The sequence below is a fragment of the Pantoea sp. Cr_R13 genome, assembly GCF_029222565.1.
Lineage (GTDB): Bacteria > Pseudomonadota > Gammaproteobacteria > Enterobacterales > Enterobacteriaceae > Pantoea > Pantoea eucalypti.
The window spans coordinates 1,144,448-1,155,500 of sequence record NZ_JARHXL010000013.1; the positions used below are offsets into that span (position 1 = coordinate 1,144,448).

Here is an 11,053-nt window from a genome sequence, read left to right on the forward strand (position 1 = left end):
TATTCCGCATTAACGGAATTATCTGCGCTCTCTATTTCCCGCTTTTGCTCCGTTTTTTATTTCGATGCGGTCAGGGCTCAGCTGAATGCATAAACAGTCGTATGCATTTGCAATAAATGCTATTCGCCGGCGCCATGCCTGTTAATTAACGCAATACACTCTGTTTTTGTATAAAAAACAGGCATCGACGCGCGGCAGAGCCAGCAAAATTTATAAAGCCGTCTATGCTGTAAACGTCTGGATATACTTCATGGAGCAGAAAAATGAAAATGAAATCCCTGTCAGCCATCGCGCTGCTGGCACTCTCTTTAGGTACGCTTGCAGGTTGCGCCTCGAATCAGTCGATTAAGACGACCGATGGCCGCACGATTGTGACTGACGGCAAACCGCAAATTGATTCAGATACCGGTCTTGTTTCTTACCGTGATGCTCAGACAGGAAAAACTGAGCAGATCAATCGTAATGAAATCAGTAATATGAGTGAACTCGACAACTAATATAAGGTGAAGACGATGAAAAAAGCGCTGATTTTACCTCTCGCCGCATTGATTGGTATGACCGTATTAACTGGCTGCACCCGTACCAGTTATGCGATTCAGACTAACGATGGACGCACCATTATTAGTGATGGCAAGCCTTCTGAATCGGACGCTGGCCTGCTGGCCTATACCGATGCCAATGGTGTGAAGCAGCAGATTAATAAAGCAGACGTTAAAGCCGTCTCTGAAGTTCCGCACAAATAATCGCAATGCTGTTCTCGCGTTAATAAAGCCGCTTAAGAGCGGCTTTATTTTTGCCTGTTTTTCGCCTTTTACCTGATATAGCCCCACTCTCAGAGCGGGCTTTTTTAAAGCAGAAATATCCGATGCGATATGGCAATAATATTGCAGAGCATTACAAGGAACTGTGCAATTTATCGTTTATACAGGCGTAAAAAACTGACTGGAAAATGCTGTTGCGCACAGGCCACATCACTTATCTGAATTTCAGGCAAACGTCCGCTTCTTTAACCAGAACAATAGTTCAACCTGTTCACTTCAAAAATAATCTGTTGTTTTTTATTCTTTACTATCATGAAGTTATACCATGACATAAAGGTTCCCTTTATTTTTAACAAAATTATCTGATGCCATCTGTAAATTGTAACCTTTTAGTCCCGCGCCTCTTTAACTAGACTATTTATATCGCTATCAATCAGGAGGCTATAAATGATTTATCACGATACAACGACTGGTCATATGATTCTTGGTGAAGCAGCAATTAATCTGGCATTTGAAGAACAGGATATTACGCTGGTATCGCTGATTCGTCAGTTGGGCGAAATGGCCGAAAAGGAGCGCAGCGATGAACGTGTAGAGCAGATTGCTGATGCACGACACTGGCTCAAAGGTTTCATTGAAGATTCGCCTCGTGACCGCGCCGAATTGAACTGGCTGGTCGAGACCGGGCAGGCACCGGTTTCCCTGAAAGATTATCGGTAGTCATAAGGCTTCGTCGTTCATTTCTCATGGGAGCGGACGCCCTTCCGGCTCCCATGCGCTTCATACTGCTGTCCCTTTGCTTCTCTTTACGGCCGCTCTCGCGCTACCCCGGTATCCTGACCAAAAATGTCATTAATCATCACGCTGAAATAACTGTACAGATTCACTTTTTGCGTATAACTTCGCGGCTATTCGATCGTTTTTACATCAACAGCCAGGAAACGCACCATGTACCCGAACCAGAGACTGCCGCGGACGGCAGACGATATTGCCCGTTATTTCAATGCGGCAAGCCTGCCTTCACAGCAGGAGACACTGGGACAGGTAGTCGTGGAAATTTTGCATGCCGGCGGGAATGTGAACCGTAAGTCGATCTGTACCAAACTCCTGCTTCGCCTCGAAACAGCGTCCACTGAAGAAGAAGAGCGCCACTATCGCACGCTCATCAGTTTGCTGTTTGGTCGTTAATCATCCCCACGCTTCGCCCCGGTCAGCGCGTCAGTGGCTCCCCACTCTCCGTCACCCGCTGTGCCTGAGGATGTTTCGCTGTCTGGGTTTCAAACCCACCACGGGCGGCAAAAACAGAACAGCCAATGGCTGCCACGAGTGTCAATAAGATTGAAGTTTTCACGAAACGGGCCTTAATTTTCCACGCAATAGAATAAAGCGTAAAAGCCTGGCACATAATCAGACCCGGGGAAAGGAAGCGGAAGAATTTTTCTGTCCGGAGAGCGTATATCAGAGAAGCGCCTGTTTACGGATGCTGCTATCCCGACTCAGAACTCTTATCCCAGTATTTTCAATGCCAGCGCCAGCGTCTGCTCTTCATGGATCACATCACTGACTTTGCCCGACACGCGCATACCGTATGCGATGCAGAGAATTAAACCGGCTGCCGCTTCACTGTCCAGCGTGCGATTGATAGAGCCATCCTGTTGTCCCAACTCCAGCAATGAAACCAGGAAGCGCTGACTACGCTTGATGACATCATCAATGCGCTGCGCAAGGTCTTCATCCATCGTCTGCATCGCAATGGCGCTGGACACAACCAGACAGCCGCATCGCCCCTCAATGGCACGCGCCGAATCCAGGTAGAACTGTAACAACTCCGTGATTTTATCCCGTCCGCTGACACAGGGTGCCAGACGGCGGCACAGTTCGGTATTTCTCAGCAACAGATAACGTTCGAATACCAGCAGAAAGAGGGAGCGTTTATCTTTAAACGCTTTATAGATGCTGCCTGCGGAGAGGTTCATCGCCTCCCCCAGATCGCCTATTGATGACGCGTGATAGCCTTTTTGCCGGAAAACGATCATGGCACGATCCAGAGCCTGTTCAATGTCGAACTCCCTGGGCCGTCCCCGCTCTTTGTTTTTATGCGCTGTCGCTGTCGTGCTCATTAATTACCGGCCTGAAGAAGTGCGTTCCTGTCAGAATCAACAGGGATTCTATCCCAGGCTCGGGTAACAAGTATAGCTGGCGGCGATCAGCCCGCAGCATACATTCGGACAGATGTCTGTTCCTGTCGCTGAATGGCAGAGGGGGTGTAACCGGTTGTGACCTGCAATCCGGCTCAGGTTACAGGACAAACCGCTCATGATTCACTCAGGTAGTAACGCGTTTTTTTTGCGGCAATCTGCCCGTTGCTGTGTGTTTATTATGGTCAGCCATAATCTGAGCGGCTTAATTAACAGCCTGGCGTGGTTCTCATTGTCAGCAAAATATAAAAAGAGTCGGTTTTTTATATCGCTGTTACCGTCGACCGCGTAAAGCTCATATTCATGATGATGGCGGGCCAGCATCTACTTCAGCACAACCACCGGCAAATCCGTTACCCGCGTGGTATAGGCAGGTGACAGCATCTCGCGCTTCATCGCCCAGGCCTTGTTGATCCCCTGCCCGGCAAACCAGAGTTTGCCGCTGCCGCTTTTGTTAATCTTATCGATCAGCGTCATCAGCTCTTCGCTATTGCGGCGTGGCTGATGTTCGTCAAACAGATCAAGCTGGGCCACGCCATGGCTGAAAAAATCACCCAGTACGATGCCCGCTTTCATGTAGCGATGCCCCTCAATCCAGATGTTATCCAGACACGCCATTGCAACGCCGACAATGTCGCGCGTGTCCTGCGTCGGGATCAGCAACTGACCGGTAGACTGATTGCCATAAAAGGGTTCATCCGTAGCATGGGGGCTGGTACGCACAAAGACCCCTACCTGACGGCAATATTGATTGTCACGGCGTAGTTTCTCTGCCGCACGTTCAGCATAGGCGCAGACGGCTTCGCGCATCTGGTCGTAGCTGGAAATACGGCTGCCGAACGAACGTGAACACATGATCTGCTGTTTATCCGGTATCACCGACTCCAGCTCCAGGCAGGATTCACCACGCAGCTCTCTGACGGTACGCTCCAGCACCACGCTGAACTGTTTGCGAATAGACTCGGTGCTTTGGCAGGCCAGATCTTTCGCCGTCGTAATGCCCATGGCGTTGAGCCGCTTGCCGATACGGTAACCGACACCCCAGACCTCAGCCACATCGACGAGTGCCAGCAGCTTTTTCTGCCGTTCGGGATCGGACAGATCGACAATGCCGCCGGTTTTGCTCCACTTTTTGGCCGCAAAATTCGCCAGTTTGGCCAGCGTTTTGGTCTGTGCAATGCCAACGCCCACCGTCAGATGGGTCTCTTTGCGTATCCGCTCTCTGACCTGGTGACCAAAGGTCTCCAGCGCCATACAGTTCTGCACGCCGGTGAGATCCATAAAGGCCTCATCGATCGAGTAGATCTCCACCGACGGCGCCATCTCTTCCAGAATCGTCATCACCCGAAGGCTCATGTCGGCGTAAAGCGCATAATTTGAGCTGAAAACCTGTACATCGTGATGAGTCAGCGCTTCGCGCATTTTGAAATAGGGCGCGCCCATTTTGATGCCGGCTTTCTTCGCCTCGGCGCTGCGCGCAATCACACAGCCGTCGTTGTTCGACAGCACGACTACAGGTTTGCCTTTAAGGTCAGGCCGGAAAACGGTTTCGCACGACGCATAAAAGCAGTTCACATCGACCAGCGCGAACATGATCAATGTGTCGCTTTAATCACAAAAGTCACTACGCCAAACACCTCCAGCGCATCTTCGGTCTGGATAGCGATCGGTTTAAATTTGGTGTTCATCGGCATCAGTTGCAGGCAGGGATGAAGCTGAAGACGTTTAACGGTGAATTCACCATCGACGGCAGCGACCACGATATCGCCGTGTGAGGCGGTGAGCGAGCTGTCGACGACCAGCATGTCACCATCATTGATGCCCGCCTCAATCATTGATTCACCGCTGACCCGCACAAAATAGGTGGCGCTGGGATGCTGAACCATGAGCGCATTGAGATCGATACGTTGTTCGACATAATCCTGCGCCGGTGAGGGAAATCCACATGGCACACGTTCGATATAAAGCGGTAAAGACATGACGGCGCGGACGTCCGCAGGTTTAATGAATTCCACAATTTCACTCCTTTTTCAGATTACTGTATATAAATACAGTAATAGCTAATCCCCCTTTTAATCAAGTGACGTGGACCCTTTTTACGCGAAGAGATTGATGGTAATGCACTTTTTTTTAACCGTTTTTCTCTTGCTGGTGTGAGAATAAACGAAAACAGGTCACTTTCGCCGCACTGCGGTAATAGTCTCGCTTTTTACTTACAGTCACTCCTCTTATAAATTCATCCGCTGATTATTTTGACTTAAGGAAAATCCGACAACGACTCTCTGGCATGGGGTGAGGTTTGAATATTCAGCGCGGGCTGGTTATTCTGCCTTTTTAAAGCATGGAGGGGTTATGGCAGACGACGATCGCATTAAACATCTGGAAGAGGCAGTCGCACAGTTAACCGTTGAGACGACAGTATTAAAAGCGATACTCGGTCAGCAAATTGCACTGAATAATCTTAATTACAAAGGGAAGTTTGACGATGTACTGGCGGCGCTGGCGAAAGAATATGCCGAACGCGGTCTGGAGGAAGGTAATAATCAGGCCATCCATGATGCCCTGCGTGAATATATTAAATATGAACCGCCCGCAATGGAATAACCGAACGTTGGGCAACGTCCGCTTGCCGACGACGTTATCGGCTCCTGAACGCTGCCCTTCCCTGATCGGCCTGCTTCAGCAGCCGTTTCAGGCGAAGCGGTCAGAGATTAAGGCTGGCTGTCACTCTCCAGCGCATCCTGAATCGCATCGGCCAGATTACCAATTTCATTCGCCACAGCCTGCAGGTCCCAGGAGGTTTTTGAGCCGGTTGCCGACGTAGAAGCGCTGACGGACTCCTTTGCCACTGACAGCGCGGCCGCCACAGCAACTGAACGCTTATGTTGTTCCTGAGTCACGCCCGCAGGCGGAATCGCAAAATAGTCGTGAACCATGATCATTTCCTTGTGATGAATAAGAGGCCACCTTAGCTTTCTGCATCAGGCGTGGGAAGTGAATTATGCAGCCTGTGCCGTCAGAAGCACAAGATTGCAGCTGCCTGCCACCGCATCCTGACACTGCTCTCCATTTGTGGCGTAAAAAGCTGTACAGCTTTTGCTAAAATTCTCCTGAAAAACCGTTTTCACCCCGCCAGACGATCCGGGTAAAAAACGCAGAGACGGTCACCTCGAAAAACCCCGCCTGACACAAAAAAACCATAACTTATTGTATTTATTGATTTAAAAGAAAAAATCGCAGTCAACGAACTTCACCACGGCTTATACCAGGCTAAAAAAAATGAAATATTCTGTCAAAGTTTCTTGTACAACTTTTAAATTCCTGTATAACTTTATCTCGTGATGTTAAATCACTTGTAACGAGGTGCTTTGCACCGCATCTGAAGGTGTTGTGGATTTCCACCTTCAGATGCAATTTTTTTGCGTCAGCCGGCAACCGGCGATCAACCGACGCACACTCCCCAATTCTTTATGAGGCCTGACATGCAAACAACAATGAATACAGAGTCTCAGATTTCTGATTATTTTATGAACTCTGGCGCCGCGATGACCACAGAAAAACAGGTTATCGCTGCGGTTCACGCTGAACTCGCCCATTCAAAAGCCCATGTCTCAGATAAAGACATTGTGCTGGGCCTGATTCATCGCCTGGAAAGCGAACGTGACGTAGTTAAGCAGGATATTTACCGTCAGGCTCTGGAACACGTTTTGCAGCGTGCAACGGCCACCAGCGAAAGCTAAAACCGCTGCCTGTTAAGCGGGACCGCGAATCGGTACGGATGTTTTCCATTATGGAATTAGTCCCTCTTCTGAAGTGACCTCCGAAAGTTGGACACGCCCGGTTGAGGTATGAAAGCTATCTTCGCAAATCACCACATGTCGTGGATGGGCCAGAATCCCACCCACTTTCATTTAGGCGGTTGGGCGCTCATTCCAGGCGTCGGTGTACTGGATGTTTCCATCCACAATACGCCAGGTGATTTTTTCATACTGAAGACTGACGCTTTCAACATGGTTCATTTTGTCGTTCCCTGCCAGCTTCACGTTCGGTACGCCGCAGTTTACGCCAGTGATTTTCACATTTTCCATAAATACGGTGTAGTAGCACACCTCCTGCCCCGCGTCACTGATGTGATAGAAGCGGATTTCTGCGCTCTTCAGCGTCTGCCCCGTGGCAGCGGCCTTATAAAGATAGGGCGTGGAACTATCTACTTCTTTCTCAATCATCATGGATGAATGCTGACGCGTTCCGGTAATTTTACCGTTCGCACTGTCTACTGGCAGGTTGATACCGTGACTTAACCCGATAATTTCTATACTTCCCTCACGATCCTGAACGTCTACGGAACCTTTAATTTCCGAACCGCCATCATCTTTAAGCCACATATAGGGAGGAATTGGCATTTTTCACTTACTCCTTATTTTTTTAATTAACTTCATAGAAAATATGTAAATTGCAGTAGTTGTCGTGATCACTGTAAAAAAATCGATGTAAAAATAAGCGTCATAAAGTGATTCAGAATTGATGTCACCGCCGATAAGTTGAGCTATTTTTTTTGCTAATTCGTGATCAACATAACTCTCTGGATCGCCGAGCGTACGGCCCACCACTAACATAATCATGATAAAAAAAATGATTTTCGTGGCTTTACGGGCAAGTATTGTTAGTGCCACCTGCAACCACCTCAATCCAACCACGCGCCATAAGTGACTTCATGCAAGGTACTTGCATGGGTGTTGTTCTCAAAAGCGCATTTCGAATTAATGCGTAATCGGAATTATGCGCAATTGTTATGCAACCTTCTGAAAGTGTACCGGGATGCAGACGGAACAATCCTCTATATACACCATCAATCCAAATACCATCCTCAATAGTCCAGCCGTCTTTATAAAGAGCAAACCATTCATCACGACCAAACGCTGCGCCATGTCGGTACTTGTTCCAGGTATCCTGAATCTTTGCCTTTTTTTTGAAAAGAAGCCGCCAGCGCCGCGTTCTACAATCCAGTATTTACCTGGTGGTAGTGGTCCATCACCTTTAATCGCTCCACATGCACTTTTATTTCGATAAATACCGCTGCCAGAGAAGGCCATAAAAACGCCAACGCCATATAGATTGAATGGTGCATAATCCGCACCGTTCAGAATCATCTTTCCTTGTAATGCCATAATAAATTTACCGATATCCTTAAGCTGCTACTGATATTTAACAGAAAAATAACAGGGCACAATGCTCCTTGCTTTATGCTATCTGTCTCTGCTGCAACCAAAACTCAACAGGGCAGAGACCACGCACCCGCAGGCTGATTTGCTCATCGTTGTAGTCGTGGATACAGACGTTGGTGGCTTCTCTCAGCGCAGGAATGCTGCTGAATTATTCCAGAGAGAAGTATTCAGATTTGAGCGTGCCGAAAAGCTTTCTGCCATCGTGGATGCTGAGATAATAAATGACATCGGCGAGCCGTAATTAATTCGAGGGAAAACTCAGGACCGCTCACTGAACTGCACCTTAATCAGCCGGGTGTCCAACTTTTGGGGTGCAGTTTACTGTCAGGGACTTTTTTATTTCTTCTGAATAGAGCCGCATGCTCTTTTTATTGCTGATATTGCCTGCCCTGCCTGATAGCGTGACGGGCTGTCATCAGTTTGCGCGACGCTGGCCAGTAATCAAGCCAGCGACATTTAAGAGGGCTACCCTTTCCTTCGCAGATGGCGGGTCATTATTTAACGCTCACCGATTCTCTGGCGCCTTTGGTCTGAGGATCACGCATCAGCTGCTGTGCTATGGCCCACTGATAAAGCGGTTCCCGCGCCAGATTCTTCATTTTCACTTCGCACATGATATCGAAATCCTGGAACGACAGTGCCCACGCATTCAGCGTCGGATTAAAGAAGTAGTCGGAGTGCGCCCGCAGTTTGCTTTTGCTCACACCCAGCTGCTGCTGATCGGGCCAGCCCTCCTGCGGAATAATCCCCTCCTGAGAAATCGAATAGTGCAGCACCGGCCGTACACCCCGCCATGAGTCGATGACGCTGGCAACACGCGCGTCATCCGGCTGAATAAACTCACTCTCTTTTACCCAGTGATGGTGAATATCCAGCACCACCGGACAGAGGGGTGCCGCCTGCAGCACATCATCCAGCGAGCAGGAAATCTCATCATTTTCAACCGTCAGCATCCGCCGGGCTTCCGGGCTGAGCTGATTAAACGCGCGTTTAAAACCGTCGAATCCCGCCCTGCCATTCATATGAATGTTGATTTTAAAATCCTGGAAGGTCTTACCGTAGCCCATGAGACAGGCACAAAGCGCGTGATACTCCACATCTTCCAGTGCGCGCGTTACCACATCCGGATTATCGGAAGCCAGTACCGTATATTGTCCGGGATGGAATGAGAGCCGGATTTGATGCGCCCGCGCCAGCTCGCCACAGCGGGCAAAGAGTGGATAAAGCTCAGGCAGAAATTCCGCAAAGAGCGGCGTGGCTTCGGGAACCGTATAGAGTGGCAGCAGGTCGCTGCCGATACGCATCATTCTGAGTGGCGCCGGTAACGTAGCCAGATGCTCCAGTGTCAGGTAGAGATTATTAAGGTTAGTAACGGTAATCTCATGAATCAGCTGATGACGTTCAGCCTGAGGTAAACTCAGAAATCGTTTACGGGTGGTGGCGCGAAACGGGAAAAACTGTTTACCGTCGCTATTGAGATACTTACATGCAAAACCTAATTTCATGTCTGCTCCTGATTTATGCTTATCAGAAGTGTAACAGGCCTCTGGCGACCAGCCAGTCGCGGGCCACAGAGATCGGGGTTAACCATGACTGGGAGAATCACTATGCAGGGTCACAAGATCCAGCGCACCGCTATCGACGTGGCTGAACGGCTGCCCGCCGCCGAATCAGGCTATCCCTTCGGGCCGGAACATCAGGTTTATAAAGTGTGTGGAAAAGTGTTTTTACTGCTGACGGAACTGCGGGACGTGCCGATTATCACCCTGAAGTGTGAACCGCAGCAGGCAGAGCTGCACAGGGTGATCTATCCCTCGATCACCGCCGGTTATCATATGAATAAACGTCACTGGATTACGGTGTATCCGGGTGACGGCCTCTCACCCGGCCTGATTCAGCAACTGGTTGAAGAGTCGTATCAGCGAGTGGTGCGCGGCATCCCCGCCTCACGCCGTCCGGCCTGGGTGGGATAAAGGCAGTGACAGCGCGTCACAGAAACCCCGCTGTCATCAGCGGGTCTTTCGCCCTTCACTTAATGATGCAGCATCTCTTCCACGACCTGTGGATTTGTCATCTGGTAAGGGTAATAAGTTGGCCAGTTGTCCATTTCAGTCAGCAACGTCTGCTGAGACTGATTACCCATAAAGATGTGGAAGTGAGCAGACTTGCGTGGGCCGATGGTATGATCGCTGAACTGCACATATTTCGGGGCGTTGCTGCTGGCGTCCTGACACTCAAACAGGTAACGCACCCCTTTTTTACCCGAGGTATAGGTCAGGATTTTGTGGCCTGCATAGCGATAGTGGCAGGCGCTGACCCGATCACCGACATGGAACTCCATTACCCCGTCTTCAATACCGATAGTATCGACGTCGGTGGCGTAGCCTTTGCGATAATAAGCTTTAATCTCCTCTGCCGTTTTGCTCTTGTCCTGCTGCGCTTTCTTCTGCCAGACCGGATCCAGCTCACCGCTTTGCAGCAGCGGATAAACTGACTGCCAGATTCCGTCCCAGTCAGAGAGTGGGCGATCTTTCACGTCGCTGTCAGCAAAAACCCCTTCGGCTGCTTTCTGCTCCATTACTGATAGCGGTTTGCCATGTGTATGCGTGCCATGTGCCAGCGCCTGCTGGCTGATGAGCAGCGCGCCCATGATCCCCATCCATTTACCTGCATGATTCGTCAAAGCCTGATCCTCAGTCAAAATCACAAAATTAAATGTTATGATATAACATTTCCATACTCAATCAGGAATGACATCTCTCCCTATTAATTTTATTTATAGATTTTCACCCTCTCACGGAATATCACGCAGTCCGGCTGCAGGCGAATCTGACAGGGTTACAAAGCAGGTAGCCAGCATAGCGGGTGC

16 protein-coding genes and 1 pseudogene are annotated in these 11,053 nt (G+C 49.4%); 8 read left to right on the forward strand and 9 right to left on the reverse strand.

The window, feature by feature from the left end:
* The first annotated feature begins 263 nt into the window (after positions 1-263).
* The 4 genes from P2R09_RS13200 (at position 264) to ycgZ (ending at position 1,949) form a co-directional block, all read left to right on the forward strand.
* The gene (locus P2R09_RS13200) at positions 264-497 is read left to right on the forward strand and encodes a YgdI/YgdR family lipoprotein (RefSeq protein ID WP_010245442.1); all 234 of its coding nucleotides are present in this window, start codon (positions 264-266) and stop codon (positions 495-497) included.
* Between the two features lie 15 nt (positions 498-512).
* Complete coding sequence (locus tag P2R09_RS13205; protein WP_003848985.1) at positions 513-743, forward strand: YgdI/YgdR family lipoprotein; 231 nt, start codon at positions 513-515, stop codon at positions 741-743.
* Positions 744-1,208: 465 nt separating this feature from the next.
* Positions 1,209-1,481, forward strand: coding sequence for a hypothetical protein (locus P2R09_RS13210; RefSeq protein ID WP_003848983.1), 273 nt, complete (start codon positions 1,209-1,211; stop codon positions 1,479-1,481).
* A gap of 228 nt (positions 1,482-1,709) precedes the next feature.
* The gene (gene ycgZ / locus P2R09_RS13215; RefSeq protein WP_275770307.1) at positions 1,710-1,949 is read left to right on the forward strand and encodes a regulatory protein YcgZ; all 240 of its coding nucleotides are present in this window, start codon (positions 1,710-1,712) and stop codon (positions 1,947-1,949) included.
* A 317-nt stretch (positions 1,950-2,266) separates the two neighbouring features.
* Here ycgZ and P2R09_RS13220 read toward each other — a convergent pair whose 3' ends face one another.
* From P2R09_RS13220 to umuD, 3 genes are all read right to left on the reverse strand, one after another.
* Positions 2,267-2,881 carry a TetR/AcrR family transcriptional regulator gene (locus P2R09_RS13220; protein ID WP_275770309.1) on the reverse strand — a complete coding sequence of 205 codons (615 nt, stop codon included), beginning with the start codon at positions 2,879-2,881 and terminating at the stop codon, positions 2,267-2,269.
* Positions 2,882-3,283: 402 nt separating this feature from the next.
* The gene (umuC, locus tag P2R09_RS13225; protein WP_275770705.1) at positions 3,284-4,552 is read right to left on the reverse strand and encodes a translesion error-prone DNA polymerase V subunit UmuC; all 1,269 of its coding nucleotides are present in this window, start codon (positions 4,550-4,552) and stop codon (positions 3,284-3,286) included.
* A gap of 2 nt (positions 4,553-4,554) precedes the next feature.
* Complete coding sequence (gene umuD / locus P2R09_RS13230; protein ID WP_003848963.1) at positions 4,555-4,974, reverse strand: translesion error-prone DNA polymerase V autoproteolytic subunit; 420 nt, start codon at positions 4,972-4,974, stop codon at positions 4,555-4,557.
* A gap of 337 nt (positions 4,975-5,311) precedes the next feature.
* Between umuD and P2R09_RS13235 the strand changes: the two genes are divergently transcribed.
* The gene (locus tag P2R09_RS13235) at positions 5,312-5,563 is read left to right on the forward strand and encodes a hypothetical protein (RefSeq protein WP_003848961.1); all 252 of its coding nucleotides are present in this window, start codon (positions 5,312-5,314) and stop codon (positions 5,561-5,563) included.
* A gap of 107 nt (positions 5,564-5,670) precedes the next feature.
* Here P2R09_RS13235 and P2R09_RS13240 read toward each other — a convergent pair whose 3' ends face one another.
* On the reverse strand, positions 5,671-5,895 hold the full coding sequence (locus tag P2R09_RS13240; RefSeq protein WP_003848959.1) for a hypothetical protein: 225 nt from the start codon (positions 5,893-5,895) through the stop codon (positions 5,671-5,673).
* A 609-nt stretch (positions 5,896-6,504) separates the two neighbouring features.
* On the opposite strand from P2R09_RS13240, the gene P2R09_RS13245 reads away from it, so the two are divergent.
* A complete protein-coding gene (locus P2R09_RS13245; protein WP_223296455.1) occupies positions 6,505-6,699 on the forward strand; it encodes a biofilm development regulator YmgB/AriR family protein in 195 nt (64 codons plus the stop codon).
* A 171-nt stretch (positions 6,700-6,870) separates the two neighbouring features.
* On the opposite strand, the gene tssD is transcribed toward P2R09_RS13245, so the two are convergent.
* The 3 genes and pseudogenes from tssD to P2R09_RS13260 all read right to left on the reverse strand — a co-directional run bounded on the left by tssD (position 6,871) and on the right by P2R09_RS13260 (position 8,127).
* Positions 6,871-7,362, reverse strand: a complete 492-nt coding sequence (tssD, locus tag P2R09_RS13250) for a type VI secretion system tube protein TssD (RefSeq protein ID WP_275770312.1) — start codon at positions 7,360-7,362, stop codon at positions 6,871-6,873.
* Between the two features lie 3 nt (positions 7,363-7,365).
* A complete protein-coding gene (locus P2R09_RS13255) occupies positions 7,366-7,632 on the reverse strand; it encodes a hypothetical protein (protein ID WP_275770314.1) in 267 nt (88 codons plus the stop codon).
* Positions 7,607-8,127, reverse strand: a pseudogene (locus P2R09_RS13260) (DUF2778 domain-containing protein). Before P2R09_RS13260 ends, P2R09_RS13255 begins: the two are co-directional and overlap by 26 nt.
* A 61-nt stretch (positions 8,128-8,188) precedes the next feature.
* On the opposite strand from P2R09_RS13260, the gene P2R09_RS13265 reads away from it, so the two are divergent.
* Positions 8,189-8,425, forward strand: coding sequence for a hypothetical protein (locus P2R09_RS13265; RefSeq protein ID WP_275770316.1), 237 nt, complete (start codon positions 8,189-8,191; stop codon positions 8,423-8,425).
* A 253-nt stretch (positions 8,426-8,678) separates the two neighbouring features.
* Here P2R09_RS13265 and P2R09_RS13270 read toward each other — a convergent pair whose 3' ends face one another.
* Positions 8,679-9,689 carry a UV damage endonuclease UvsE gene (locus P2R09_RS13270; RefSeq protein WP_275770318.1) on the reverse strand — a complete coding sequence of 337 codons (1,011 nt, stop codon included), beginning with the start codon at positions 9,687-9,689 and terminating at the stop codon, positions 8,679-8,681.
* An 84-nt stretch (positions 9,690-9,773) separates the two neighbouring features.
* Between P2R09_RS13270 and P2R09_RS13275 the strand changes: the two genes are divergently transcribed.
* On the forward strand, positions 9,774-10,157 hold the full coding sequence (locus P2R09_RS13275; RefSeq protein WP_275770320.1) for an MmcQ/YjbR family DNA-binding protein: 384 nt from the start codon (positions 9,774-9,776) through the stop codon (positions 10,155-10,157).
* A 59-nt stretch (positions 10,158-10,216) separates the two neighbouring features.
* Here the strand turns inward: P2R09_RS13275 and zinT are convergent, their stop codons facing one another.
* Entirely contained in the window at positions 10,217-10,843 is a 627-nt protein-coding gene (zinT, locus tag P2R09_RS13280) for a metal-binding protein ZinT (protein WP_275770707.1), read from the reverse strand.
* Positions 10,844-11,053: the final 210 nt, after the last annotated feature.

Excerpts from the sequence above, each read along its gene's own strand:
- ycgZ (WP_275770307.1), top strand. The coding sequence starts at position 1,710 with ATGTACCCGAACCAGAGACTGCCGCGGACGGCAGACGATATTGCCCGT.
- P2R09_RS13240 (WP_003848959.1), bottom strand. The coding sequence starts at position 5,895 with ATGGTTCACGACTATTTTGCGATTCCGCCTGCGGGCGTGACTCAGGAA.
- P2R09_RS13235 (WP_003848961.1), top strand. The coding sequence starts at position 5,312 with ATGGCAGACGACGATCGCATTAAACATCTGGAAGAGGCAGTCGCACAG.
- P2R09_RS13275 (WP_275770320.1), top strand. The coding sequence starts at position 9,774 with ATGACTGGGAGAATCACTATGCAGGGTCACAAGATCCAGCGCACCGCT.
- P2R09_RS13200 (WP_010245442.1), top strand. The coding sequence starts at position 264 with ATGAAAATGAAATCCCTGTCAGCCATCGCGCTGCTGGCACTCTCTTTA.
- P2R09_RS13265 (WP_275770316.1), top strand. The coding sequence starts at position 8,189 with ATGCTCCTTGCTTTATGCTATCTGTCTCTGCTGCAACCAAAACTCAAC.
- P2R09_RS13220 (WP_275770309.1), bottom strand. The coding sequence starts at position 2,881 with ATGAGCACGACAGCGACAGCGCATAAAAACAAAGAGCGGGGACGGCCC.
- P2R09_RS13210 (WP_003848983.1), top strand. The coding sequence starts at position 1,209 with ATGATTTATCACGATACAACGACTGGTCATATGATTCTTGGTGAAGCA.
- tssD (WP_275770312.1), bottom strand. The coding sequence starts at position 7,362 with ATGCCAATTCCTCCCTATATGTGGCTTAAAGATGATGGCGGTTCGGAA.
- zinT (WP_275770707.1), bottom strand. The coding sequence starts at position 10,843 with ATGGGGATCATGGGCGCGCTGCTCATCAGCCAGCAGGCGCTGGCACAT.
- umuC (WP_275770705.1), bottom strand. The coding sequence starts at position 4,552 with ATGTTCGCGCTGGTCGATGTGAACTGCTTTTATGCGTCGTGCGAAACC.
- P2R09_RS13270 (WP_275770318.1), bottom strand. The coding sequence starts at position 9,689 with ATGAAATTAGGTTTTGCATGTAAGTATCTCAATAGCGACGGTAAACAG.
- P2R09_RS13245 (WP_223296455.1), top strand. The coding sequence starts at position 6,505 with ATGACCACAGAAAAACAGGTTATCGCTGCGGTTCACGCTGAACTCGCC.
- P2R09_RS13205 (WP_003848985.1), top strand. The coding sequence starts at position 513 with ATGAAAAAAGCGCTGATTTTACCTCTCGCCGCATTGATTGGTATGACC.